The organism is Nocardia sp. NPDC003726 (genome assembly GCF_053586955.1).
Window position 1 is genome coordinate 84111 of record NZ_JBSFNF010000016.1, and the last position, 24172, is coordinate 108282.

24 protein-coding genes, 1 tRNA gene and 1 pseudogene are annotated in these 24172 nt (G+C 69.0%); 7 read left to right on the forward strand and 19 right to left on the reverse strand.

Features of this window, described 5'->3' with window-relative positions; translation table 11 throughout:
• Positions 1–102: 102 nt before the first annotated feature.
• From ACWDMM_RS21280 to ACWDMM_RS21300, 5 genes and pseudogenes are all read right to left on the reverse strand, one after another.
• Positions 103–1047: pseudogene (locus tag ACWDMM_RS21280) on the reverse strand (ABC transporter ATP-binding protein); the annotation flags it as partial.
• Complete coding sequence (locus ACWDMM_RS21285; protein WP_449939020.1) at positions 1044–2462, reverse strand: branched-chain amino acid ABC transporter permease; 1419 nt, start codon at positions 2460–2462, stop codon at positions 1044–1046. The pseudogene ACWDMM_RS21280 and the gene ACWDMM_RS21285, both read right to left, overlap by 4 nt.
• A complete protein-coding gene (locus ACWDMM_RS21290; protein WP_449939023.1) occupies positions 2459–3496 on the reverse strand; it encodes a branched-chain amino acid ABC transporter permease in 1038 nt (345 codons plus the stop codon). The genes ACWDMM_RS21285 and ACWDMM_RS21290 overlap by 4 nt, the downstream gene beginning before the upstream one ends.
• Positions 3497–3589: 93 nt before the next feature.
• Positions 3590–4831, reverse strand: coding sequence for a branched-chain amino acid ABC transporter substrate-binding protein (locus tag ACWDMM_RS21295; protein ID WP_449939025.1), 1242 nt, complete (start codon positions 4829–4831; stop codon positions 3590–3592).
• Positions 4832–5015: 184 nt separating this feature from the next.
• Positions 5016–5633, reverse strand: a complete 618-nt coding sequence (locus tag ACWDMM_RS21300) for an ANTAR domain-containing response regulator (RefSeq protein ID WP_039797267.1) — start codon at positions 5631–5633, stop codon at positions 5016–5018.
• A 226-nt stretch (positions 5634–5859) separates the two neighbouring features.
• Between ACWDMM_RS21300 and ACWDMM_RS21305 the strand changes: the two genes are divergently transcribed.
• The 3 genes from ACWDMM_RS21305 to ACWDMM_RS21315 all read left to right on the forward strand — a co-directional run bounded on the left by ACWDMM_RS21305 (position 5860) and on the right by ACWDMM_RS21315 (position 8062).
• A tRNA-Leu gene (locus ACWDMM_RS21305) sits at positions 5860–5943 on the forward strand.
• Between the two features lie 917 nt (positions 5944–6860).
• On the forward strand, positions 6861–7481 hold the full coding sequence (locus ACWDMM_RS21310; protein WP_195082728.1) for an arsenate reductase/protein-tyrosine-phosphatase family protein: 621 nt from the start codon (positions 6861–6863) through the stop codon (positions 7479–7481).
• 194 nt (positions 7482–7675) lie between these two features.
• Positions 7676–8062 carry a hypothetical protein gene (locus ACWDMM_RS21315; protein ID WP_323124493.1) on the forward strand — a complete coding sequence of 129 codons (387 nt, stop codon included), beginning with the start codon at positions 7676–7678 and terminating at the stop codon, positions 8060–8062.
• Positions 8063–8080: 18 nt separating this feature from the next.
• Here ACWDMM_RS21315 and ACWDMM_RS21320 read toward each other — a convergent pair whose 3' ends face one another.
• The 11 genes from ACWDMM_RS21320 to ACWDMM_RS21370 form a co-directional block, all read right to left on the reverse strand.
• A complete protein-coding gene (locus ACWDMM_RS21320; protein WP_245676355.1) occupies positions 8081–8893 on the reverse strand; it encodes an acyl-CoA thioesterase in 813 nt (270 codons plus the stop codon).
• Between the two features lie 95 nt (positions 8894–8988).
• The gene (gene pyk, locus ACWDMM_RS21325; RefSeq protein WP_195082725.1) at positions 8989–10407 is read right to left on the reverse strand and encodes a pyruvate kinase; all 1419 of its coding nucleotides are present in this window, start codon (positions 10405–10407) and stop codon (positions 8989–8991) included.
• Positions 10408–10510: 103 nt separating this feature from the next.
• Positions 10511–11179, reverse strand: coding sequence for an amino acid ABC transporter permease (locus ACWDMM_RS21330; protein WP_357109515.1), 669 nt, complete (start codon positions 11177–11179; stop codon positions 10511–10513).
• Positions 11180–11191: 12 nt separating this feature from the next.
• On the reverse strand, positions 11192–11944 hold the full coding sequence (locus ACWDMM_RS21335; RefSeq protein WP_449939029.1) for an amino acid ABC transporter substrate-binding protein: 753 nt from the start codon (positions 11942–11944) through the stop codon (positions 11192–11194).
• A gap of 183 nt (positions 11945–12127) precedes the next feature.
• Positions 12128–12628 carry a TM2 domain-containing protein gene (locus tag ACWDMM_RS21340; protein ID WP_357109512.1) on the reverse strand — a complete coding sequence of 167 codons (501 nt, stop codon included), beginning with the start codon at positions 12626–12628 and terminating at the stop codon, positions 12128–12130.
• 195 nt (positions 12629–12823) lie between these two features.
• Positions 12824–13963: a prolipoprotein diacylglyceryl transferase gene (gene lgt / locus ACWDMM_RS21345; RefSeq protein WP_323124495.1), complete on the reverse strand. Its 1140-nt coding sequence runs from the start codon at positions 13961–13963 to the stop codon at positions 12824–12826.
• A gap of 260 nt (positions 13964–14223) precedes the next feature.
• Positions 14224–15024: a tryptophan synthase subunit alpha gene (gene trpA, locus ACWDMM_RS21350; RefSeq protein WP_195082721.1), complete on the reverse strand. Its 801-nt coding sequence runs from the start codon at positions 15022–15024 to the stop codon at positions 14224–14226.
• Positions 15021–16283, reverse strand: coding sequence for a tryptophan synthase subunit beta (gene trpB / locus ACWDMM_RS21355; protein WP_195082720.1), 1263 nt, complete (start codon positions 16281–16283; stop codon positions 15021–15023). Before trpB ends, trpA begins: the two co-directional genes overlap by 4 nt.
• Entirely contained in the window at positions 16280–17098 is an 819-nt protein-coding gene (trpC, locus tag ACWDMM_RS21360; protein WP_039797261.1) for an indole-3-glycerol phosphate synthase TrpC, read from the reverse strand. Before trpC ends, trpB begins: the two co-directional genes overlap by 4 nt.
• Before the next feature lie 183 nt (positions 17099–17281).
• A complete protein-coding gene (locus ACWDMM_RS21365) occupies positions 17282–18094 on the reverse strand; it encodes a TIGR02234 family membrane protein (protein WP_449939032.1) in 813 nt (270 codons plus the stop codon).
• Positions 18091–19650, reverse strand: a complete 1560-nt coding sequence (locus ACWDMM_RS21370; RefSeq protein ID WP_195082718.1) for an anthranilate synthase component I — start codon at positions 19648–19650, stop codon at positions 18091–18093. Before ACWDMM_RS21370 ends, ACWDMM_RS21365 begins: the two co-directional genes overlap by 4 nt.
• 189 nt (positions 19651–19839) lie before the next feature.
• Between ACWDMM_RS21370 and ACWDMM_RS21375 the strand changes: the two genes are divergently transcribed.
• The 4 genes from ACWDMM_RS21375 (at position 19840) to ACWDMM_RS21390 (ending at position 21986) form a co-directional block, all read left to right on the forward strand.
• The gene (locus tag ACWDMM_RS21375) at positions 19840–20151 is read left to right on the forward strand and encodes a hypothetical protein (protein WP_195082717.1); all 312 of its coding nucleotides are present in this window, start codon (positions 19840–19842) and stop codon (positions 20149–20151) included.
• A gap of 133 nt (positions 20152–20284) precedes the next feature.
• Complete coding sequence (locus ACWDMM_RS21380; RefSeq protein ID WP_195082716.1) at positions 20285–20740, forward strand: peroxiredoxin; 456 nt, start codon at positions 20285–20287, stop codon at positions 20738–20740.
• 60 nt (positions 20741–20800) lie between these two features.
• Positions 20801–21355 carry a permease gene (locus ACWDMM_RS21385; RefSeq protein ID WP_357109504.1) on the forward strand — a complete coding sequence of 185 codons (555 nt, stop codon included), beginning with the start codon at positions 20801–20803 and terminating at the stop codon, positions 21353–21355.
• A 172-nt stretch (positions 21356–21527) separates the two neighbouring features.
• Complete coding sequence (locus ACWDMM_RS21390; RefSeq protein ID WP_195082837.1) at positions 21528–21986, forward strand: MarR family winged helix-turn-helix transcriptional regulator; 459 nt, start codon at positions 21528–21530, stop codon at positions 21984–21986.
• Positions 21987–21992: 6 nt separating this feature from the next.
• On the opposite strand, the gene hisI is transcribed toward ACWDMM_RS21390, so the two are convergent.
• Genes hisI through hisF form a run of 3 tightly spaced genes read right to left on the reverse strand, consistent with a single transcriptional unit; the run spans position 21993 to position 24170 of the window.
• Positions 21993–22340, reverse strand: coding sequence for a phosphoribosyl-AMP cyclohydrolase (hisI, locus tag ACWDMM_RS21395; RefSeq protein WP_195082714.1), 348 nt, complete (start codon positions 22338–22340; stop codon positions 21993–21995).
• A 52-nt stretch (positions 22341–22392) separates the two neighbouring features.
• On the reverse strand, positions 22393–23337 hold the full coding sequence (locus tag ACWDMM_RS21400; RefSeq protein WP_195082713.1) for a TIGR03564 family F420-dependent LLM class oxidoreductase: 945 nt from the start codon (positions 23335–23337) through the stop codon (positions 22393–22395).
• Positions 23338–23396: 59 nt separating this feature from the next.
• Positions 23397–24170 (reverse strand): imidazole glycerol phosphate synthase subunit HisF, encoded by a 774-nt coding sequence (gene hisF / locus ACWDMM_RS21405; RefSeq protein ID WP_067809507.1) that lies wholly within the window; start codon positions 24168–24170, stop codon positions 23397–23399.
• Positions 24171–24172 lie beyond the last annotated feature (2 nt).

Consider the following 24172-nt stretch of genomic DNA (forward strand, 5'->3'; position numbering starts at 1 on the left):
CACCGCAGCTTCGGCCGACACATCCGGCTCGGGGCCGGACGCCGCGTCATCCCCGGGCACGTCGTGTTCGCTTGCGTCGGTGCGGGTTTCGACCGCATCGAGATCCGGCACGCCGAGGTACGCGGCGATCACGGCGGGGTTGTCGCGGATGTCGGCGGGCAGTCCGTCGGCGATCTTGCGGCCGAACTCCAGCACCACGATCCGGTCGGTCACGCCCATGACCAGCCGCATGTCGTGCTCGATCAGCAGCACGGTGAACCCGTCGTCGCGGATCTTGCGGATCAGGTCCATGAGCGCGGACTTCTCGCTCGGATTGAACCCGGCCGCAGGCTCGTCCAGGCACAGCAGCTTCGGCTCGGTGGCCAGCGCCCGGGCGATCTCCAGGCGGCGCTGATCGCCGTAGGAGAGGTTGCGCGCCTTCTCCACCGCGCGCGGGGCGATCCCGACGAACTCCAGCAGCGCCATGCCGCGCTCGATCGCGTCGCGTTCCTCGCGCCGATGCCGCGGCGTACGGAACACCGCGCCCGGCACCGAGGTCTTGTGCCGCGCGTCGGTGCCGACCACGACGTTCTCCAGCGCGGTCATCTCACCGAACAGGCGCACGTTCTGGAACGTGCGGGCGATGCCGAGGCGGGTGATCGCGTTGCGCTTGGTCTTGGTCAGCGGTTTGCCGTCGAAGTACACCAGTCCGGCGGCGGGCTGGTAGACGCCGGTGATCGCGTTGAAGCAGGTGGTCTTGCCCGCGCCGTTGGGTCCGATGAGACCGAGGATCTCGCCGCGGCGGATCTCGAAGCTCACCTGATCCAGAGCGGTGAGACCGCCGAATTTCACCGTGAGGCCCTCGGTGCGCAGCAGCGGCTCACCCACCGCGGTCTCGATATCGCGGTGCGGGGCGACCACTTCCGCGACGGTCGCCGCGTCGGCGAGCTCCGGGATCACCTGGGTGACGTCGACCGTGCCCGCCGACTCGGCCTCCGGTTCGGCCGCGTAGCCCGCGGCCATGTCCTCGTTGTCGAACAGCGCGTCACCCGCGCTCGGCCCGGTCATCGGCCCGCTCCGATCGGTTCGGCCGCGGCCGGTCTGCGCACGGCCTGGTACACCTGCCTGCCATAGGTGAGCAGCTTCTGCCGCACCGGGAACAGACCCTGCGGACGCAGAATCATCATCACCACCAACGCGATACCGAAGTACAGATATTTGAGGTCGCCCAGCGACTGCGCGCCGCCCTTGCGGAACAGCAGCACGCTGCCGAGCAACAGCAGCGCCAGTACGCCGGTCACCACCATCGCGGTGACGACTCCGCGCCGCGGCCACACTCCCAGCCGACCGGACCACAACCGCCACGCGACGATCAACGCGACGAACACCGCGACATCGATCGTCAGCAGGACGTAGCCGGTCGACTCGTCGCTCACCAGGTTCACCGATTGCAACCGCGCGGGCAGATAGGCGATGACGAACGCGCCGAAGATCACCCCGAGCTTGTTGCCCTGCCCGCCGATGACCACCGCGCACAGGAACAGCATCGAGTTGATGATGTTGAAGCCGGTGGGATTGATGAACTGCACCTGCCCGGCGTAGATCGCGCCGGACATGCCGCCCACCGCGGCGCCGATCATGAACGCCCACAACTTGAACTTGAAGGTCGGTACGCCCATGATCTCGGCCGCGTCCTCGTCCTCGCGGATGGCGACCCAGGCGCGGCCGACGCGGCTGCGTTCCAGGTTCCCGACCACCAGCAGCACGATCACCACCAGCGCCATGCCGAACCAGTACCAATAGGTGCCGTAGCTGGCGCGGTCGAGCAGGTTGGCGCTGTCCGGGTCGCCAGGGTTTCCGCCGGAGAACACGCCCTCCGGCCTGCTCGCGGACTCGCCGACGTGCGGGTAGGCGACACCCGACAGGCCGAGGCTGCCGTTGGTGAGCTCGGTCAGGTTCTCCGCGAGCAGCCGGACGATCTCACCGAAGCCGAGCGTCACGATCGCCAGGTAGTCGCCGCGCAGCCGCAGCGTCGGCGAACCGAGGATCAGGCCGGACACCGCGGTCACCGCGACCGCGATCGGCAGGCACGCCAGCCAGGCCCACTTCGGATCGAGCCAGCCGCCGTCGGTCTGGTTCCACGGGCTGTTCGGGCTGGTGAGCAGGCCGACGGTGTAGGCGCCGACGGCGTAGAAACCGACGTAGCCGAGATCGAGCAGGCCCGCCTGCCCGACCACCACGTTGAGGCCGATGGCCAGCAGCGCGTACATCGCCACTTGCGCCATCACCAGGCCGAAGTTGTAGGAAGGAGTGTTCAGCAGCGGCGGCGGGAACAGCGGAAGCAGCGCGAGCAGCAGCAGGATCGGGACGCCGACGCCCCATTGCGCGGGCCTGCTCAGGCCGTCCCACCAGGTGCGGATCGCGTCGCCGACGCCGCGGCGCGCGGTGTCCGGCGTGGCCGCCGTCTTGGTCGTGTCGGTCATGCGCGCGCCCTTCCGAGACTCTCGCCGAGGATGCCGGTCGGGCGAACCATCAGCACCAGGACGAGCACCACGAACGCGACCACGTCGCGCCACTCGGTGCCGAACAGGATTTGGCCGTACTGCTCCACCACGCCGAGCACCAGTCCGCCCAGCAGCGCGCCGCGCAGATTGCCGATGCCGCCGAGCACTGCGGCGCTGAACGCCTTGATACCGAGAATGAATCCGCCGGAGTAGATGATCCCGTTCGGGATCTTCAGCGTGTACAGCATCGCCGCCGCGCCCGCGAGCACACCGCCGATGAGGAAGGTCAGCATGATGACCCGCTCCCGCGAGACGCCCATCAGCGTCGCGGTGTCGGGATCCTGCGCCACGGCGCGGATACCGCGCCCGAACTTGGTCCGGTTGATCAGCACTTCGGTGGCGATCGCCAGCGCCACGGCGGCGATCACGATGAGCAGCATGATGTTGGTGACCTCGGCGCCGCCGAAGCCGAACTGCACGGTGGGCTCGACGAGCCGGATGGCCTGCTGCGCGTTGGTGCCGCCGAGATCGGGACGGATCTTCGGCAGCACGAAGTGCACCAGTTCCTGGAGGACGAACGACATGCCGATCGCGGTGATCAGGAAGGCCAGCGGTTTCGCGCCGCGCTGGCGCAGCGGGCGATAGGCCACCCGCTCCAATCCGACTGCCGCGCCGCCGGACACGAGCATGCCCACGACCATCGCCAGACCCAGATACACGACGGTGAGCACCACCCCCTGGCTGTACACATCGGGGCTCGCGGTGAATCCGAAGATCATCAATCCGATCAACTGGCCGAACAACCCGAGCATGAAGATTTCCGAATGGGCGAAATTGATCAGCCGCAATACGCCGTACACCAGGGTGTAGCCGACGGCGACCAAGGCATAGATGGCGCCGTAGGTCACGCCGTCGACGGTCAGCCGCCAAAAATTATCGATCAGCGCCTCGTAGTTGAAGTCGATCGAGCCGGCCACGAGTTGTATCCCGGCGGCCGATGCCGTTTGTTTCATTTATTTCCGCCCTCATCCATTCGCCCACCGAACAACGGCACGTACGGGGATTCCGGCGAACCCCCGTACGTGCCGTGCGCCCGGGATCCGGGACTACTTGACCTCGTACACCCAGATCAGCGCATTCGACAGCTCACCGTTCGGGTTCCACTTGTACTGACGCGCGAGGCCGGCACCGTCGTACGTCCGCACATGATCGAGCAGGTCCGGACGGGTCACTTTCCCGCCGTCGATGCCCTTGGCCAGAATCGTGGTGAGGTCGTAGGCCTCCACCGAGTACACGCCCGGCGCCTGACCGTTGAGCGCCTCGTAATCCTTGGCGAACTTCTCCGGAGCGGGACCACACGGGCACGACAGCTTCGCACCCTTGGCCGCGCTGCCAGCCTGGGCGACGAACTGCGGGTCGTTGGTGCCGTCGGCGGAGACGAAGACCGCCTTCACGCCACCGGACTTCAACTGCTGCGCCAGCGGCGCCGCCTCGGAGTAGTAGCCGGAGTAGAAGATGGCGTCCGGATTCGCCGCCGCCACCTTGGTGACCGTCGCCGAGAAGTCCTTGTCGCCCTTCTTGATGCTGGCCGCGCACGCCGGGTCGGCCGCGGCGCCGAGGCCGTCGGTGATGGACTTCGCCAGGCCGGTGCCGTAGTCGGTGTTGTCCTGGATGACGCAGACCTTCTTGTATCCGGCACTGTTGACGAGGTACTTCGCCACCGACGGGCCCTGCACGTCGTCGTTGGCCAAGCCGCGGAAGAAGGTGGTCCAGCCGTTCTGGGTCAGCGTCGCGTTGGTGGCCGACGAGGTCACCGAGACCAGGCCCGCGTCGCTGAGGATCTTTCCGGTCGCCTTCGTCTCGCCGGAGAAGGCGGGACCGACCAGGCCGATGATCGAACGATCGTTGACGATCTGCGGGATCACCTGGGTGGCCTTCTGCGGGTCACCCTCGGTGTCGAACTGCTTCAGCTCGATCTTGCAGCCGGGGTTGGCTTTGTTGTGCTTGTCCAGGGCCAGCTTGACGCCGTTGACGATGTTGATGCCGAGCGCGGCGTCGGGGCCGGTCAGCGCACCCGCCATCGCGACGGCCGTGCCGGGCGCGCAGGTCGCCTTGCCGTCGCCGGCGGGATCGGCCGCCGTGGCCGCGTCGGCCTTCGGCACTTCCTTGCCCTGCTGGTCGACCTGCAGAAGCGGCTGGATGGACAGGCCGCCCGCCCCGTTGGTACCCGAGGAATCCGAACCGCTGCTGGTGGATTTGTCGCTACAACCGGTCAGCACCAGCGCGGCGGCGGCGCCGACGGCCACAACAGCTCGCGTCGAGCGCCTGCGCCATGTCGAACTAAGCACTTTGCACCTCATCTATGTTCTGTGCTCCCCCGGGGTCGCCGAGGAGGCCGACTCACATCAGCCCGGTCAGAACATAGCGTCGGTACGTTAGTTCCGCATCACATTCGGATCATGCGCGCGACATCGTTCCGAATTCTTGTTCACGACTACGTTTCGTTCGCGTAAATTCTTTCGCGACGCGCGGTCACTTCGGCGTCAGGTTCTCCAGCACCACCTCGGCGACCGCCTTCATCGTCGTGCGCCGGTCCATCGCGGTGCGCTGAATCCACTTGAACGCCTGCGGCTCCGAAAGGCCCTGCGTCTGCATCAGCACGCCCTTGGCGCGCTCGACCAGCTTGCGGGTCTCCAGCCGCTCGGCGAGATTGGCGACCTCGCTCTCCAGCGCGGTGATCTCGTGGAAGCGGCTGGCGGCCAATTCGATGGCAGGCACCAGATCCGATTTCGTGAACGGCTTCACCAGATAGGCCATCGCACCCGCGTCACGCGCCCGCTCCACCAGGTCACGCTGGCTGAACGCGGTCAGGATGACCACGGGGGCAACGCGTTTCGACGCGATCTCCGCCGCGGCGTCGATCCCGTCGCGGCGCGGCATCTTCACGTCCATGATGACCAGATCGGGCCGGTGCTCCACGGCGAGGTCGACCGCCTGCTGGCCGTCACCCGCCTCGCCGACCACCTGATAGCCCTCTTCGGTCAGCATCTCGACCAGATCCATGCGAATGAGCGCCTCGTCCTCGGCGACGACGACCCGCTTCGCCCCGGCGTCCTTCTTGGTGCCGGCGCCCCCAGCTGCTGTGCTCATAGGTAGACCCCTCTGGTTCCGATGCCCTGTACCCGACCCAACCAAAGGAAAGCCGCGCTCGCACGGGGACGAGCACGGGCCATCCCTCGGGCTGTCGAGTGATGTAAAGAGTACCTTTCACTTCGGCATAGAACGCATATACCCTGCGCAAACCGCCCCCTCGCGCCGCACGGACCAACCCATTTCCGTCTGCGCCACCCGACCGGCTATAGTTGCCATCCGGTGCGCCGGGTTGGCGGAACTGGCAGACGCGACGGTCTCAAAAACCGTTGTCCGAAAGGACGTGTGGGTTCGAGTCCCACACTCGGCACTCGCTTTTGGGTGTCCCCTGCTCGCGGAGAGCGCTCGCGGGGGGCGCTCGTCGTTTTTCTGGGGGTGCAACCCCCAGGCCCCGCTCGGCGGGGCTTCGCCCCCCGAACCCCCCGGAGTGCGTGGTTGCGTCGCGTGGGATGGGGCGTTTTGGGGTGGGTTGCGATTGAGGCTTCGGCGGTGCGTTCCGATCGGGGCTTCGGCGGTGCGTAGTGGTTGGGGCTTCGGCGGTGCGTCGCGATCGGGGGCTTCGGCGTGCGTCGCGATCGGGGCTTCGGCGGTGCGTCGCGATCGGGGCTTCGAGTGCGTTGCGACAGTGAGTCCAGGTGTCGACGCCTCCGTTCTGCGTTTGCCGGAATCGTGCGAGCTGGCCCGCGAGCGGCATCGACGCCAGTGGTCAGAGGCGCCCGGGTCATCGCGGGCGACTGTTCCGGATCGCCATGTTCGGTCGGTGAGATCCCCCGAGCCAGTCCGACCCACGACGCGGCGAACCGTGCACCGGAGCGCTCGCGTGATCCATGTGCCGCCGGGGGATGGATCCCGCGACGGGACTTGCGCGGTTCGCGCCCGTGGTCGCCTCCAGCGGTCACGAGGCGAGGTCGCGTCCGGGGTAGGCAGGCCGTGATCGAACCCGTGGTGAGCGAAAGCGTTTACTACGGTGGCGAATCCGAGAACCTGCGTGCCCTTCCAATCACGAAGCAATCACAGTGTGTCGTTTGAATGCGGGACCGCCGGGGTACAAACCTGGAGACAATTGAACCGCACCGCTCTTCGGAGTGACGTACGTCGCAGGCCAGAGGGTCGAAGCGGCGCGCTTCGTGTACGGCGCGCTACGAACAGATGAATATGTTGTTCCCACATGTGGGACGAACGACTCAGACCCTTCTGGTAGCCTCCGCGCCGTTTATCGTTAGCGGTATGCACGTCCTGTTCGTCTGCAACGGCAACGTTTGCCGTTCGGTGATCGCCGAGCGGCTCACGCGCGCCCTCGCGGTCGAACACGATCTTCCCTATCTCACCGCCGAAAGTGCGGGAACCCGTGCGCTGGTGGGATTTCCCGTCGAGCCGCTGGCCGCGCAGACCATCACCGGGCTGGGCGCCGACGCGAGCAATTTCCGGGCACGCCGCCTGAAGCCGGAGATGATCGACAAGGCCGACCTGGTTCTCACGATGACCGAGCAGATCCGCGAGCAGGTGGCGGACTTGGCCTTCGGCGCCGGAGCGCGCACCTTCACGCTGCTGGAGGCACACCGCATCGCGCACGTCACCGGCGCGCGCACGGTCGCCGAATTGCACCGTGCTCGCAACGACCTGTCCCTGGTGGGCCGGGAGAACATCGCCGATCCGGTCGGGCTGTCCGCCCAGGCGTTCTGCGAGGTGGGCGACCGCATCGCCGAGGCGCTGGTGCCGCTGCTGCTGGCGCTCGCCCCGCACGAACAGCCGCGCTGGCCGCACGACGAGCGCCGCGGACTGGTCATCCGCCCCGGCGGCGCACCGGCGCCGCTGGCGACATTCCTCGCCGCCCAGCGCACCCGGTGACCGCGGGCGGAAATCGCACCCGTCAGCGCGCTGGGCGCCATCGCGTATCGAACCTGTTATCAACGGGCTGTGTTCATTTCCGCGCCGGACGCATTAAACTCCCGCCGGACAACACTCTCCGCCGTTGCTGGTTCGACACAGGACAGGAATCAGACATGCCGAAACGCATTTCGGATGTTTCGCTCCATGTTTATGTGACACCGGAAACTCTCGAACGCGTCGTCGACGCCGTGCGCGAGGTGGTGGACGACCATCTCACCGACCGGGACGTGTTCGCCTGGCGCTTCACCCTGCCCGTCGACGCCGACGATCCGGCCCACACGGCTCTGGAGAGCCGCTGCCGCGCCGATCGTCCCGGCGAGAGCTCGGACCATCGCAGCACCTACGAGATCGCGCTCAGTTTGGTCGGCGCACCCGACCAGTTGACCGACGACCACATGGCCGCGCTGGAACGCCAGCTGCTGCACGGCATCTCGGGGCTGGCGCGAACCGAGCCGGGAGCCGATATCCCGGTCTCGATTCACGCTTCGCACTGCACCGACGTCGATCTCGACATCGATCGCGATCTCGAACTGCTGTGATTCGAACCGCTGCGGGGCTCAGCGCCGCGCGGGGAAGTGGCGGATGAGTCCCTCTTGCACCGTGGTGGCCAGCAGATCACCGCTGCGGGAGTAGAAGCGGCCGGTCGCCAGGCCACGGGAGCCCGCGGCCACCGGCGACTCGGTGCAGTACAGCGCCCACTCGTCGAAACGGAACGGGCGGTGGAACCAGATCGAGTGGTTGACCGTGGCCGCGACGATGCGGTCCAGGCCCCACGACAGCCCGTGGGTGGTGATGATCGAGTCCAGCACCGTGGTGTCGGACGAGTAGCCCAGCGTCGCCACATGGATCAGCGGATCGTCGGGCAGCCTGCCGTCCGCGCGCATCCACACCCGGTTGTGGTTGAGCCGCTCCCCCGTGCCCTTCAAGATCCATGCCGGATCGTTGGTGTAGCGCATATCGATCGGATGCGGCGCCTTGACGAACATCTCCAGCTTGTCCTCCAAGCCTTCGAAGCTCTCCTCCACCCGCGGCAGCGTCTCCGGGTCCGGCACCTCCGGCTGCGCGTGCGCGTGCTCCAGACCGGTGCCCCAGTCCTGGAAGGCGGCGAGCATGACGAACAGCTCCTGGCCGTCCTGGCTGGCGGTGACCGTGCGGTTGGCGAAGGCGCGACCGTCGCGATGCCGGTCCACCCGGTACTCGATCGGCTTCTTCACATCGCCGCCGCGCACGAAATGCGCGTTCACCGCGTGCACCGGACGGTCGCCGACCGTCCGGCCCGCCGCGATGATGGCCTGCGAGACGAGCTGACCGCCGAAGGTGCGGCTCCACACCTTCTCCGGGTGCTGGCCGACGAAGACGTCCTCGTCCATCTGCTCGAGATCGAGCAGGCCGAGCAGCACGTCCAGGTCGGAACGCTGCGCATCGGACTCCGCGACGGCGACGGGGCTGCTCAGGGAAGCACTCACTAATGGTCCTCCTCACCGATTCGGTGAACGTGGATCAGGTTGGTGGAACCGACGGTACCGGGCGGCGACCCGGCCACGATGACCACCAGGTCACCTTTCTGGTATCGGCCCATCGACAGAAGTGCTACATCCACCTGGTGGATCATCGCGTCGGTGCTGCTCACGGTCGGCACGATGAAGGTCTCGGTGCCCCAGGTCAGCGCCAGCTGGCTGCGGACCTCAGGCAGCGGCGTGAACGCCAGCAGCGGCAGCGGGGTGTGCAGGCGCGCCAGGCGGCGCACCGTGTCGCCCGACTGGGTGAACGCGACCAGCGCCTTGGCGTTGAGCCGCTCGCCGATGTCGCGGGCGGCGTAGGAGATCACACCGCGCTTGGTGCGCGGCACGTGGGTCAGCGGCGGCACCCGGGTCGACTCGGTCTCCACCGCGTGCACGATGCGCGCCATCGTGCGCACCGTCTCGATCGGGTACTTGCCCACCGAGGTCTCACCCGACAGCATCACCGCGTCGGCGCCGTCGAGCACCGCGTTGGCCACGTCGGAAGCCTCGGCGCGGGTGGGGCGGGAGTTGTCGATCATCGATTCCAGCATCTGCGTGGCGACGATGACCGGCTTGGCGTTCTCGCGGGCCATCTGGATGGCGCGCTTCTGCACGATCGGCACCTGCTCGAGCGGCAGCTCCACACCGAGGTCGCCGCGCGCGACCATCACCGCGTCGAAGGCCAGGACGACGGCCTCGAGGTTGTCGATCGCCTCCGGCTTCTCCAGCTTGCCGATCACCGGCACCCGGCGGCCGACCCGGTCCATCACGTCGTGCACCAGCTCGACGTCGGACGGGGACCGCACGAACGACAGCGCGATGAAGTCCACGCCGAGCTTCAGCGCGAATTCCAGGTCCTCGATGTCCTTCTCCGACAGCGCGGGGACCGACACGTCCATGCCGGGCAGCGACACGCCCTTGTTGTTGGAGACCGGTCCGCCCTCGGTGACCCGGCAGACCACGTCGTTGCCGTCCACACGGGTGACGATGAGGCCGACCTTGCCGTCGTCGACCAGCAGGCGATCGCCGGGCTTGGCGTCCTGGGCCAGTTCCTTGTAGGTGGTGGACACGCGGTCGTGGGTGCCGTCGATGTCGTCGACGGTGATGCGGACCTCTTCGCCCGTCGCCCAGACGGTCCTGCCCTCCAGGAAACGGCCGAGGCGGATCTTGGGACCCTGCAGGTCGGCGAGAATGCCGACGGCCCGGCCGAGGTGGTCGGAGGCCTGACGCACCTTCTTGTAGTTCTCGGCATGGTCGGCGTGCTCGCCATGGCTGAAGTTCAGCCGAGCCACGTCCATGCCGCTCTCGACGAGTTCGCGGATACGGTCCTCGGTGGCAGTGGCCGGTCCGAGCGTGCACACAATCTTCGTCCGTCGCATCACGGGTAGAGCCTAGTCCCGCTCGGCGGACAGGTCCCGCCGTGGCCACGGTGAATCCTTGGTGAAAAAAATGAACGACAGCTCCATCGCAGGTACAAATGAGTATTCAGCGGGCGACATGACGGGCCAACCTCGTTTCCAGCCGGGTCTGCCCGAACCCGAGGATCAGGCAGATCACCCAGTAATACAGCGCCGCGACCCCGTAGAGCGCGAAGAAGTCGAAGGTGGGGGCGGCGGCGAGCTGGGCGACGCGCAGCAGCTCGGTCACCAGGATGGTCGAGGCCAGCGAGGTGTCCTTCACCAAGGAGATCAGCGTGTTCGACAGCGGCGGCACGGCGATGCGCGCGGCCTGCGGCAGGATGATCAGCCGCAGCATCATCGGGTACGACATGCCGAGCGCCTGCGCCGCCTCCCACTGGCCCGTCGCGACGCTCAGGATCGCGGCGCGCACCACTTCGGCCGCGTATCCGCCGACGTTGAGGCTGAACGCGATCACCGCGGCGGGAAAGGGGTCGATCACGATGCCGAACTGCGGCAGCGCGTAGAACACGATGAACAGCTGCACCAGCAGCGGCGTGCCGCGAATGATCGAGATGTAGAAACGGGCCGCCGCCGACAACGGCCACGCAGGCGACATCCTGGCCAGCGCGACGAACAGCGCGAGCGCCAGGCCGATGGCGAAGCTCATGGCGGTGAGCGGAAGGGTTTTGGTGACGGTGGCCTGCAGCATCGGCGACAGGTTGTGCCAGACGAGATCCCGGGTGGCGGCGTCCATGAACGGTGCCGGCTACCGACTGACGTCGGTGCCGAAGTACTTGTCCGAGATCTTCGCCAGGGTGCCGTCGGCGCGCAGCTGGTCGAGCGCCTTGTCCACGTCGGTGATCAGCGCGTCGCCCTTGCGCGCCGCGAACGCCTGCTTGCTCACCGATCCGGTCCTGGCGGCGATCTTCACACTCGTGTCGCCGGTCTTCTCGGTGTATTCGGCGACGGCGAGATTGTCGTTGACGGTGGCGTCCACGCGGCCGTTCTTCAGCAGCTGGACGGCCTGCACGAAGCCCTCGACGGCCTCGACCTTCGCGCCCGCGTCGGTGGCGACCTTGCTCCAGTTGCTGGTGGCCGACTGCGCGCAGGTCTTCCCGGCGAGATCGGCCAGGCCGGTGACGGCGTTGTTGTCGGCGCGAGTGACGATCACGCCCGCCGACGTGGTGTAGGGCGTCGACAGCGCGTACTTGGCCGTGCGCTCGTCGTTCACGGTCACCTGGTTGGCCACCAGGTCGAAGCGCTTGGACTCCAGGCCCGCGAAGATGGCGTCCCACGGCGTCTGCACGAACTCGACCTTCTTGCCGAGTTTGTCGCCGACCGCCTGGATCACCTCGACGTCGTATCCGGTGAGCTTGCCGTCGGAGCCCTGGAAGCTGAACGGGGCGTAGGTGCCCTCGGTGCCGACCTTCAGCACGTTGGGGTCGCTGCCACCGCACGCGGTCGATCCGGTGGCGGCGACGATGGCGAGCATGGCGGCGGCGAACAGCTTGCGACGCACGGAATCCCTCTCTTCGGTGCGTGGAGCTCCACACACGGCACGCGAGTCCGGTCATGCTACGCCAGGATTTTCGCCGGCGACAGTGTCGCGATCACCGTGCGCGCAATGGTTGCTGTCGATGCCTGCGGCCCGCGACGACTCGGAGGCGGGCACGCCGCGCCCGCCTCCGACGATCCGCCGCGGTCAGTCGCGCAGCGGGCGGCCGTCGCTGTCGGGCACCTTGCCGGTGAGCATCAGGACGCCGTCGACGATGCCCCAGATCCACCCGACGGTGAAGCAGGTGATGGCGCTGACCACCAACTGGGCGACGCCGAGGCCGGTGTAGCCGAGGTAGAAGCGGCCGACGCCGAAGCTGCCTAGGAAAATCTGCAGCAGGCCGGCGACGAGCTTCTGCTTGTCCGACAGCGGAACACCGAACGGGTCGCGGCCCCAGGGCGCCTCCGGGTCGTTCGGGTTGTAGCCCTGCGGACCGGCCGGGTACGGCGCGGGAAAGTAACCGCCCGGCTGCTGGCCGTAGGTTCCCGCCGGCTGACCGTACTGGGGCTGCTGGACGTAGGGGTCCGACGGCGGACTGTAGGACGGCTGGCTCTGCGCTTCCAGCGGCTTGGTCAGGTCCGGCCCGGTGCCGGGCGGGCCGTACTGCGGGCCCCCGGCGCCCTGGTTCTGCTGGTAAGGGTCGGTCACCGATGTCCTCCTCATTAGTGCGGGCACCCTCTTGTCGGCCCCCGGCCTCACTGGATCGCCGAACCGTGGCTCGCGACGATCACGAGTCATTGTCACCGGGAACGACCTGGTTGTCCTCCCCGGAGCAGGCCGGCGCTTCCAGTGGTTATCGCGGCGGGTCGCCCGAACGTTGCCTAGCGGATGCCACGTGCCGGGTCAACCCTTGTCGGAGGCGGCTTTGTCCGAATCCGTGCTCTGCGAACCGCTCTCGGAACCCTCGCTTCGCCGGGCCGGCTCGGTCGCGTCCGGCTCGGCAACGGACGTGCCGGTCCCGGAGGCGTCGGCAACGGACCCGGCGTTCTCGGCTTCGCCCGTGCCCGAGGGCTTCTCGGTTCGCGCCGCTCCTGCCGCGCGCAACGCCCGCAGCTGCCACGGCCACGGTCGCGGGCTCCCACCCGGCTGCAACTGCTGCGGCGTCTCCCGCCCCTTGGTGGCGAACACGAAGTAGGCGATCGCGGCCAGGAACACCAGGGCGGAGGTGAACGAGTTGATCCGGATGCCCGCGATCTTCGTCGCCTCGTCGGCGCGCATCAGTTCCACGAAGAACCGTCCGAAGCAGTACCCGGCGACGTACAGCGCGAACAGGCGGCCGTGGCCGATCCGGAAACGCTTGTCCACGTAGACCAGCAGCACGACGACGAGCAGGTTCCACAGCAGCTCGTACAAGAAGGTGGGGTGCACGATCTTCTCGACCACGCCGGTGGAGGCGCCGTTCATCATGTCGAGCTGTCCGCCGTCGCCCACCCGCCGGTAGATCTCCAGGCCCCACGGCAGGTCGGTCTCGCGCCCGTAGAGTTCTTGGTTGAAGTAGTTGCCGATCCTGCCGATGGCCTGCGCCAGCAGGATCGGCGGTGCGACCGCGTCACCCAGGGCGGGCAGCGGGATCTTGTAGACCCGGCAGCCGATCCAGGCGCCGATGCCGCCGAGCAGCACCGCGCCCCAGATACCGAGGCCGCCCTGGTAGATCTTCAGCGCGTCGATCGGGTGCCCGTCGGCGCCGAAGTATTTCTGCCAGTCGGTGGCCACGTGGTAGAGCCTGCCGCCGACCAGACCGAACGGCACGGCGAACATCGCGACGTCCAGGATCGCGCCGGGCTGGCCGCCGCGTGCGCGCCAGCGCCGTTCGCCCCACCAGATCGCGACGATGATGCCGAGGATGATGCACAGGGCGTACGCCCGCAGCGGGAACGGACCGAGTTGCCAGACGCCGCGCGCGGGGCTGGGGAGGTAGGCCAGCACGGCGCCGCTGACGCCGCCGTCGGCCAGGACACTGTCTGCGAGGACTCGTAACGTCACGGGGCCACCGTAGCGGAGATGCTCGACCGCCCCGCCACCAGCGCACCGCGCTCGTCGTGTGAGGGCTCGCCCGGGCCGCGCGGAACACGCCCGGGGTGCCGACCGACGGCCGCCCTTGCACCGCTCTTTTCGGCGTTCCGCCTATCGTGCGGCGTGGGAACCCGTCGGCTGATCCCGGTCCAATGGCGACCCGGCCGCGACCTCGGAGCAACGTGCGGCGGAATCGCTGGTCCAAGCGGTGCGCGGTACCGCCGGGTCGGCTAGGACGCCACGGTCGCCGAACGCACGCCCTCGGCCAGTTCCGCGGTGAGCGCACGCACCGCGTCCAGTCCCTGGCCCGCCGCGGTGACCAGCGCCGAGCCGACGATGACCCCGTCGGCGTAGGACGCGATCTCGGCGGCCTGCTCACCCGAGCGGACACCGAGGCCGACGCCGATCGGGATGTCGGAGTGGGCCCGGATCCTCGCGCACAAGGCGGGCGCGGCCGAAGACACCACGTCCCGCGCGCCGGTCACGCCCATGGTGGAGGCGGCGTAGACGAAACCTCGGCTGGCCTCGAGCGTTTTCACCAGGCGTTCCTCGGTGGACGACGGCGCGACCAGGAAGATGCGGTCCAAGTTGTGCGTGGAGGAGGCGACGAACCAGTCGTCGGCCTCGTCCGGGATCAGGTTGGGGGTGATGATGCCCGCGCCGCCCGCGGCGGCCAGATCCCGCGCGAAGCGATCCACGCCGTACTTGAGCACCGGATTCCAGTAGCTCATCACGACTGCCTGGCCTCCGGCGCCGGTGATCGCCTCGACCACCGAGAACACGTCGCGCACCCGCACACCGCCGCGCAGCGCTTGCTCGGCGGCGGCCTGGATGGTCGGTCCGTCCATCACGGGATCGGAGTAGGCGACGCCGACCTCGATGATGTCGCACCCCGCTGCGACCATCGCGCGCACGGTCTCGATGGAACCGGCCAGGTCGGGATAGCCCGCGGGCAGGTAGCCGATCAGTGCCGCGCGGCCATCGGCGCGGCAGGCGGCGAAGGTGTTCGCCAAGCGGGACTGCTGACTCACCGGCCCTGCTCCTTCGGCTCGTCGAACAGCCCGAACCACCGCGCTGCCGTATCCATGTCCTTGTCGCCCCGGCCCGAGAGGTTCACCAGGATGATCGCGCCCTCGCCGAGTTCCTTGCCCAGTCGCAGGGCGCCCGCCACGGCGTGCGCCGACTCGATCGCCGGGATGATGCCTTCTTTGCGGCTGAGCAGCAGCAGGGCGTCCATCGCCTCGGTGTCGGTGATCGGCCGGTACTCGGCGCGGCCGATGTCCTTGAGGTAGGCGTGCTCGGGGCCGACGCCGGGGTAGTCCAAGCCCGCCGAGATCGAATGCGACTCGATGGTCTGGCCGTCCTCGTCCTGCAGCAGGTACGAGTACGCGCCCTGGAACGCTCCCGGCGTCCCGCCGGTGAAGGTGGCCGCGTGCCTGCCGGTGTCGACGCCGTCACCGGCCGCCTCGTATCCGATCAACCGGACGTCGGTGTCGTCGAGGAACGCGTGGAAGATGCCGATGGCGTTGGATCCGCCGCCGACACAGGCGACGACCGCGTCGGGCAACCGCCCGGTGGCGGCCTGCACCTGGGCGCGTGCCTCCATGCCGATGATGCGCTGGAAATCGCGCACCAGCATCGGGAACGGATGCGGGCCCGCGGCGGTGCCGAAGCAGTAGTAGGTGTCGTCGGCGTTGGTCACCCAGTCGCGCAGCGCCTCGTTGATGGCGTCCTTGAGCGTCTGCGAACCGGAGGTCACCGAGATCACCTCGGCGCCGAGCAGGCGCATCCGCGCCACGTTGAGCGCCTGGCGCGCGGTGTCGACCGCGCCCATGTAGACGACGCAGTCCAGGCCCAGCAGCGCGCAGGCGGTCGCCGTGGCGACGCCGTGCTGGCCAGCGCCGGTCTCCGCGATGACCCTGGTCTTGCCCATCCGCTTGGCCAGCAGCGCTTGGCCGAGCACATTGTTGATCTTGTGCGAGCCCGTGTGGTTCAGGTCCTCGCGCTTGAGCAGGATGCGGGCCCCGCCCGCGTGCTCGGACAGCCGCTTGCACTCGAACACCGGCGACGGGCGGCCGGTGTAGTCGCGTTGCAGCCGGTCGAGTTCGTTGAGGAAGGAGTCGTCGAGCCTCGATTTCTCGTACTCGGCGGTGACCTCCTCGATGACCGCCATCAACGCCTCCGGCACGTGCCTGCCGCCGTAGACGCCGAAGTGCCCGCCCACGTCGGGCTCGTGTCCACTGCGCTGGGCGACTCCGTCGCTGGCCTGGGGTACCGCCACGCCGGTCACCGGCCCCGCCGCGCCGGCTTCGGGCAGGACGGGTGGGTGCCCGCGGTCACCAGTTCGGAGACCGCCGCGCGGGGGTCGCCACTGGTCACCAGACCCTCGCCGACGAGGACGGCGTCCGCGCCCGCGCCCGCGTAGGCCAGCAGGTCGGCCGTGCCGCGGATGCCGGACTCGGCGATCCGGATCACCTCGGTGGGCAATCCGGGCGCGATCCGGGCGAAGACGTCGCGGTCGACCTCGAGCGTCTTCAGGTTGCGCGCGTTCACGCCGATCACCGACGCGCCCGCCTCCAGCGCGCGGTCGGCCTCCTCCTCGGTGTGCACCTCGACCAGCGCGGTCATGCCAAGCGACTCGGTGCGGTCGATCAGGGACGACAGCACGTCCTGCTCCAGCGCCGCGACGATCAGCAGGATGACGTCCGCCCCGTGCGCGCGCGCCTCGTGGATCTGGTACGGGCCGACGACGAAATCCTTGCGCAGGATCGGGATGCTCACCGTGGCGCGGACCGCGTCCAGGTCGTCCAGCGACCCGTTGAAGCGGCGGCCCTCGGTGAGCACGCTGATGATCCGCGCGCCACCGTCCTCGTAGGCCTTGGCCAGACTCGCCGGGTCCGGGATGTCCGCCAGCTCGCCCTTGGACGGACTTGCTCGCTTGACCTCGGCGATGACGCCGATGCCGTCCTCGAGCAGCGCCGCGCGGGCGTCCAGCGGCGCGGGCGCCGCCGCGGCGGCCGCCTTGACCGCCTGGAAGTCCAGCAGGGCTTCCCGAGCGGCCACATCCGCGCGGACCCCGTCGAGAATCGAGTCGAGTACCGTCATCTGGCTCGAATCCTTTCTGGGGAGACGGACTTGCTACCTGAGAATCCCCCCAGGCGCTGTCTCACCGATGCTGTCAAAGAATAAATGGACCTACCGGGCGCGTATCCGCCGGGGCCGTGGTTGGACCATGCGGAAGGGCTCGGCGCAAGGTGGCACCCGCCACACTCGCCGCGCGCGGATAGCTCAGCGATCACGGCGGCCTGCCTCACCTTGGCCGGAATCCTCCGGAGGCGTCTGCCCGGCCGGGGGTTCGTCGGTCGGGTCGGTACCGGCGTCCAGCGCGTCCCACAGCACGCGCTCGGACAGCTGTGGCGCCGACCGGTCGTCCGTGGACTGCGCGCGCCGCTGCGTGACCTCCGCGGTGGCCGCGGCGCGCCGGAAGACCGGGTTGTCGTACTTGCCCGACAGCCGCGCCGTCTCGGCGGGCATGCGGGCCAGCAGCGCGCCCGCGCCGAACGCGGCGATCGCGCCGAGCAGCGCGAGCACGGCGGGGAACGCCGCCGTGGTCGCCGTCTCGACCTGCGCGCGCGCCGGGAGTTCGGCGAGCTTCGCGGCCCGCTCGGCGATCTGGCCGGACTCGGTCAGCAGCGCGAACGCGGGCACCGCCGCCACCGCGGCGACCAACGCGATCAGCACGCCGACCACACGGCGCAACCAGCCCTTGGTGGCCAGCACGGCCGCGATCGAGGCGAGCAGGACCAGTGCGAGCGGCGTCAGCGCGCCGAACCACACACCGCCGTTCAGATGATCGGTGCGGGGCTGGGTGAGACCGTCCGACGAGGTGACCGTCACCCACGTCATCCGCGACGACCCCCACAGCGCGGCCGCGGCGACGGCGAGCAGCGCCACGGGGAGAACGGGATGGTTGCGGCGCGCAGCGCCTTCCGTTCCGGCCGACGGGGAAGCGTCCGCCGCCGGAGCGGCTTCCGGCCGCGCCGGCGCGCCGGTGTCCGGTTCCCGCGCCCGGCCCGGTTCGTCGTCAGGGGCAGCCGTCATAGCGGTCCGCCGTCCGCCGTACCCGGTTCGGCGCCGTAGGCCCGCACCGTCCCGGCCGCCGCGATCGCCTTGAGCACCGCCATCGCCTTGTTGCGCGATTCCACGTCCTCGTACTCCGGATCCGAGTCCGCGACGATGCCCGCGCCCGCCTGCACGTAGGCGGTGCCGTCCTTCAGCAACGCGGTGCGGATGGCGATAGCGGTATCCGCGTCACCGGCGAAGTCCAGGTACCCGACGACGCCGCCGTAGATGCCGCGCCGGGTGGGTTCGAGTTCCTCGATCAGCTCCATCGCGCGCACCTTGGGGGCGCCGGACAACGTGCCCGCGGGGAAGCACGCCCGCACCGCGTCCAGCGCGATCCGGCCGGGCGCCAACCGGCCCGACACGGTCGACACCAGGTGCATGACGTGGCTGTAGCGCTCGATGTGCCGGTACTCGGTGACCCGCACGGTGCCCGGCTCGCACACCCGGCCCAGGTCGTTGCGGCCCAGGTCGACGAGCATGAGGTGCTCGGCGTTCTCCTTCTCGTCGGCGAGCAGGCCCTTCTCCAGCAGCAGGTCCTCCTCCTCGGTGGCGCCGCGCCAGCGGGTGCCCGCGATCGGATGGGTCGTCGCCACGCCGTCTTTCACGGTGACCAGCGATTCGGGGCTGGAGCCGACGATGGAGAACGCGGTCTCGCCCGTGCCGTCCGGGACGTGCAGCAGGTACATGTACGGGCTCGGATTCGACGCGCGCAGCATCCGGTACAGATCGATCGGCGCGCCGTCGTAGTCCATCTCGAAACGCTGGGACAGCACCACCTGGAACGCCTCGCCCGCCTCGATCTCCTTGACCAGGCGGCGCACGCCCGCGCCGAACTCCTCGGTGGTGCGCCTGCGCCGGTATCGCGGCTCGGGCCGGTCGAACACCGACACGGTGGAGTCGGCGGGCGCGCCGAGCGCGGCGGTCATCCGGTCCAGCCGGGCCACCGCGTCGTCGTATGCCTCGTCGACGCGCTCGGCGGTGCCGTTCCAGTTCACCGCGTTGGCGATCAGCGTGATCGCGCCTTCGTGATGGTCGAACGCGGCCAGGTCGGTGGCGAGCAGCAACACCATCTCCGGCAGTCGCAGGTCGTCCAGCGCCAGGCTGGGCAGCCGCTCCATCCGGCGCACCGCGTCGTAGCCGAGGTATCCGACCATGCCTCCGGTCAGCGGCGGCAGGCCGGGCAGGCGCTCGGTGCGCAGCAGCTCCAGCGTCTCGCGCAGCGCGACCAGCGGATCGCCGCCGGAGGGCGCGTCGGCCGGGACACTGCCCAGCCAGGCCGCCTCGCCGTCGACGACGGTCAGCGCCGACGGGCTGCCCGCGCCGATGAACGACCAGCGCGACCAGGACCGGCCGTTCTCGGCGGACTCGAACAGGAAGGTGCCCGCCCGGTCGCCCGCGAGCTTGCGGTAGGCCGACAGCGGAGTCTCGGAGTCCGCCAAGACCTTTCGGGTCACCGGGACCACCCGGTGCTCCGCGGCCAGCTGATGGAACTGTTCGCGGGTCGTGGTCGTGGGAGTGGACGCGCCTGGCATGCACTCATCATCCCAGGCCGGACCGGCCGGCCGGTGAGCGGTGCCGCCCACGCGACGACCCGGCGCGGCAAACCGGACAAATCAGGTCGACCGTCCGGTTCCCACGCGGTCGCCGGAGGTGTGGCGCGGCTCACTACACTCGCGGCGTTCCACGTCGCATGCGGTATCCATCTCGAGAGGAGACAACTGATGTACCCCTCGCAATCGGTAGCGCCCGAGGGTCCTCGGCACGTCCCGAACCACCCCGTCGCTCGCCTGCAAGCCGCGCGCACCGCTGGCCCGGGTCAGCCGACCCACCGGCAAGGCGCCCCAGGCAACGCGCTCGCGTCCTTCGTCACCTACGTCAAAGCACTGGAGTCTCTCGACAAGAACCGCTTCCCCGACGAATACGCCGTCCACAGCGATCGCATCAAGGAGCTGCGGCCGTTCCTGCGCGCACACGGCATCCTCGATGTGATGGCGATCAAGAACCCTGAGGTGGCGGCGCTCATCGGCGCGTAGCCGTCCCCTCGGCTCGTGCCCGAATCACCGGCGCCGCGATCGGATCGCAAGCGGCGCATGCCGGGCACGAGCATCAGGTCCGCCCCCGCGCGAGATACCCGTTCGCACCGACCGCGCGGTAGTGTTCCCGGGTATGCAGCAAGGACAGCTCGCCCCTGACTTCGAGCTTCCCGATCAATCCGGCGCTCCCCGCTCGCTCGACGCTCTGCTCGCGGACGGCCCGCTGGTCCTCTTCTTCTATCCCGCGGCCAATACGCCCGTCTGCACGGCTGAGGCCTGTCACTTCCGTGACCTGGCCGCCGAATTCGCCGCGCTCGGCGCCACCTGTGTCGGCATCAGCACCGACAACGTGGACACCCAAGCCGGATTCGCCGCGAAGCAGCGCCTCGGCTACCCGTTGCTCTCCGACGCCGACGGCGCCGTCGCCGCGAAGTTCGGCGTCAAGCGCGGACTGCTGGGCAAACTCGCGCCGGTGAAGCGGCAAACCTTTGTCATCGACACAGACCGCACCATTCGCAAGGTCATCACCGGTGAGCTGCGCGCCGCCGTGCATGCCGACGAAGCACTGAACTACCTGCGCAGCCGCTAGTCGCGCGCCGCGCCGCGTTCGCAGCCACGGTCGGGCAATGCCGCGGCCTAGGCTGGATCCATGACTTCCACCGAGGGTCAGCCGGTCGAGCGCAAATCCACGGCATCCGCCTGGCGCACCCGGATCATCGGCGGTGCGGCGCTAGTGGCCGTCCTCGTCGTCCTGTACTTCATCCTGTCGGCGTTCATCCCGCGCTGGTGGGCGCAGCGGGTCGGATCGATGGTGCACGGAAGTTTCGCCAAGGGCATCGGTTGGGGCCTGTGCTACGGCGGATTGTTCACCATCCTCACGCTTTTCCTGCTGCTTTTCGCCGTGCTGGTGTGGCGGCGCAAAGGGGGTAGGTTCGCGGCGGGCGCGGCCGTGGTCGTCGCGATCCTGTTCGCGCTGCCCAGCCTGATGACGCTGACCATCGTGCTGGGCAACAGCAGCGCCGCGCACGCGGGTGAGCGGATCCTGGATGTCGACGCGCCCGCGTTCCGTGGCGCGATGCTCACCGGCGCGGTCATCGCGACGCTGCTGTTCCTGCTCGCCGTCGCGCTGTTGCTGCTGCGCAGGTGGCGGCGCACGCACCCGGGCACGCCGGAAACCGAGGACACGACGTCGCGGCCCGTGTGAGTGAACTCACCTCACGCAGCATCTTTATGACGGTCGAGCGAAGTCGTGGCAAACTCGATGTCGCGGGTGACTGTGCACGCGAATCCACGTCACTCGGCTTGAAAGAAGGCACACAGTGACGAAGTGGCTCGACCCGGTCGAACAACGCGCGTGGCGTGCGATCGTGGCGCTGATGACGCGGCTGCCAGGAGCTCTCGACACCCAGCTGCAGCGCGAGTCCGGCGTGACGCATTTCGAGTACTGGGTGTTGACACTGTTGTCGGAGGAACCGGGCCACCGACTGCAGATGAGTGAGCTTGCCCACAAGGCAAATGCATCGTTATCGCGGTTGTCGCATGTGGTGTCCAAGCTGGAGCGCATGGGCTGGGCGCAGCGTTCGGTGACGGCGGGGCGGCGCGGCGTGCACGCCGTTCTCACCGACGACGGGTACCGCAAGGTCGTCGAAGCCGCCCCCGGATATCTGGAAGCCGTGCGGCACTTGGTCTTCGACGGCTTGGACGAGGCGCAGAAGGCGCAGGTCGCCGAACTCGGCGAACTGCTGGCCGCGCGGCTGGCCGACGCGCTCGACCGGCTCGGCGAACTCACGCCCGCGAACCGCGACGATTCCCAGCGCCGGAACGGGGACTCCTGAGCGGGTTCAGGAGCGCGCGGCCAGCAGGACGTCCGAGTCGAAGCAGGTGTGCGTGCCGGTGTGGCAGGCCGCGCCTTCCTGGTCGACGATCAGCAGGATCGTGTCGCCGTCACAGTCGAGCCGCACTTCGTGCACGTACTGGGTGTGGCCGGAGGTCTCCCCCTTGACCCAGTACTGCCGCCGCGACCGCGAATAGTACGTGGCCTTACGAGTTTCCAGGGTGCGCGCCAGCGCCTCGTCGTCCATCCACGCGACCATCAGCACGTCGCCGGTGGCGCGTTCCTGCGCGACGGCCGACACCAACCCGGCGTCGTTGCGCTTGAGACGGGCGGCGATGGCGGGGTCGAGACTCATGGCACCGTTATAACAGGAGCGTCCGCGAGCAGGCGCGACCGGAGTGCCGCGATCAGCCCACGCGGGAGCGCTGGAGTTCGCCGAGCACCTCCCAGGTGCGTCGCTGGTCCTCCGGCGTGGTCAGATCGGTCTGCGCGAACACCACCTCCGTCGCGCCCGCCGCGAAGTACTCCGCGACGCGGGCCGCGATCAATTCCTCGTCGCCGATCGCCACCAGGTCGGCCGCCCGCGACGCGCCGGACAACTCGATCACCCGCGCGTAGGACGGGATGTCGTCGTAGAACGCCGTCTGGGCCGCGGCGGCCGCACGGGCGGCGTCGACGTCGGCGGTGACCACGCCGGGGACCAGGACGGTGATTCGCGGCGCGGGGCGACCGGCCCGCTCGGCCGCCGCGGTGATGGGTGCGACAATGTGCTCCCCCAGCGCCTTCGGGCCGACCAGGTAGGGCAGGGTGCCGTCGGCCAGCTCACCGGTGACGCGCAGGGCCTGCGGGCCCATGGCGGCCACCAGGATCGGCGCGGGCGGACGCGCCCCGGCCACCGCGGCGGGCAGCGGCGCCGCGGCGGTGAGCGTCTCGCCGTGGAAATCCACCGTGCCGGTGTGCAGGACGGTGCGCAACGCGGTGAGGAACTCGCGCAGTCGGGTGATCGGCCGGTCGAAGGATCCACCGAACACCGGTTCGGCGAGGAATCTCGCGCCGAGGCCGAGCCCGAGGGTGAACCGGCCTCCGGTGGCCGCCTGCGCTGTCTGCGCCTGACTGGCGATCAGCAGCGGATGACGGGCGGTGATCGGCACCGCGGAGGTGCCGACCGTCAGTCCGGGCACGGCACGGCCGACGATCCCCGCCAGCGCGATGGCGTCGTAGCTGAGCCGCTGGCCCAGCCACACCGACGAGACTCCCGCGGCGGCCGCCGCCGCACCCAGCGCCACCGCCGTGTCCACGGCGTTGCCGGTGGCATCGATGGCCGACGGCGAGAGCACGATTCCGATGGTCATGCCCGATGCAACCGCACCGGGACCACCCGCCTTCCTGCGCGGCGGATTTCCGCCAATCGCTACCGGATGACGATCTTCTCCGCCCGCATCGAGTCCTTGACCTGGCCGATGGTGAGATCACCGAAGTGGAACACACTGGCCGCGAGCACCGCGTCGGCGCCCGCGTGCACCGCGGGGGCGAAGTGCTCGACCGCGCCGGCACCGCCGCTGGCGATCACCGGCACGGTGACCGCCGCCCGCACGGCGCGGATCATCGGCAGGTCGAAACCGGCTTTGGTGCCGTCGGCGTCCATCGAGTTGAGCAGGATCTCCCCGACACCGAGTTCGGCGCCGCGCACGGCCCATTCGACGGCGTCGATGCCGGTGCCGCGTTTGCCGCCGTGCGTGGTCACCTCCCACCCGGACGGGGTCGGCGGCTGCCCGTCCGGCACGGTGCGCGCGTCCACCGACAGCACGATGCACTGGGAGCCGAAGCGCTCGGACATCTCGCGCAGCACTTCCGGCCGCGCGATCGCGGCGGTGTTCACCGAGACCTTGTCCGCGCCCGCGCGCAGCAGGCGGTCCACGTCCTCGACCGTGCGCACCCCGCCGCCGACGGTGAGCGGGATGAAGATCTGCTCGGCGGTGCGGGTCACCACGTCGATCATGGTGCCGCGGTCGCCGGTGGAGGCGGTCACGTCGAGGAAGGTCAGCTCGTCGGCGCCCTGCGCGTCGTAGAGCGCGGCCAGTTCGACGGGATCGCCCGCGTCGCGCAGGTTTTCGAAGTTGACGCCCTTGACCACGCGTCCCGCGTCGACGTCCAGACACGGAATCACCCGTACGGCCAACGTCATTG

Coding starts and splice junctions, on each gene's coding strand:
- trpC (WP_039797261.1), bottom strand. CDS start 17,098: ATGACGGTACTCGACTCGATTCTCGACGGGGTCCGCGCGGATGTGGCC.
- ACWDMM_RS21285 (WP_449939020.1), bottom strand. CDS start 2,462: ATGACCGACACGACCAAGACGGCGGCCACGCCGGACACCGCGCGCCGC.
- ACWDMM_RS21390 (WP_195082837.1), top strand. CDS start 21,528: ATGACGCGGCTGCCAGGAGCTCTCGACACCCAGCTGCAGCGCGAGTCC.
- ACWDMM_RS21385 (WP_357109504.1), top strand. CDS start 20,801: ATGACTTCCACCGAGGGTCAGCCGGTCGAGCGCAAATCCACGGCATCC.
- ACWDMM_RS21310 (WP_195082728.1), top strand. CDS start 6,861: ATGCACGTCCTGTTCGTCTGCAACGGCAACGTTTGCCGTTCGGTGATC.
- ACWDMM_RS21300 (WP_039797267.1), bottom strand. CDS start 5,633: ATGAGCACAGCAGCTGGGGGCGCCGGCACCAAGAAGGACGCCGGGGCG.
- ACWDMM_RS21290 (WP_449939023.1), bottom strand. CDS start 3,496: ATGAAACAAACGGCATCGGCCGCCGGGATACAACTCGTGGCCGGCTCG.
- hisI (WP_195082714.1), bottom strand. CDS start 22,340: ATGAGTCTCGACCCCGCCATCGCCGCCCGTCTCAAGCGCAACGACGCC.
- ACWDMM_RS21375 (WP_195082717.1), top strand. CDS start 19,840: ATGTACCCCTCGCAATCGGTAGCGCCCGAGGGTCCTCGGCACGTCCCG.
- ACWDMM_RS21320 (WP_245676355.1), bottom strand. CDS start 8,893: ATGGACGAGGACGTCTTCGTCGGCCAGCACCCGGAGAAGGTGTGGAGC.
- ACWDMM_RS21370 (WP_195082718.1), bottom strand. CDS start 19,650: ATGCCAGGCGCGTCCACTCCCACGACCACGACCCGCGAACAGTTCCAT.
- ACWDMM_RS21400 (WP_195082713.1), bottom strand. CDS start 23,337: ATGACCATCGGAATCGTGCTCTCGCCGTCGGCCATCGATGCCACCGGC.
- ACWDMM_RS21330 (WP_357109515.1), bottom strand. CDS start 11,179: ATGGACGCCGCCACCCGGGATCTCGTCTGGCACAACCTGTCGCCGATG.
- ACWDMM_RS21380 (WP_195082716.1), top strand. CDS start 20,285: ATGCAGCAAGGACAGCTCGCCCCTGACTTCGAGCTTCCCGATCAATCC.
- ACWDMM_RS21365 (WP_449939032.1), bottom strand. CDS start 18,094: ATGACGGCTGCCCCTGACGACGAACCGGGCCGGGCGCGGGAACCGGAC.
- hisF (WP_067809507.1), bottom strand. CDS start 24,170: ATGACGTTGGCCGTACGGGTGATTCCGTGTCTGGACGTCGACGCGGGA.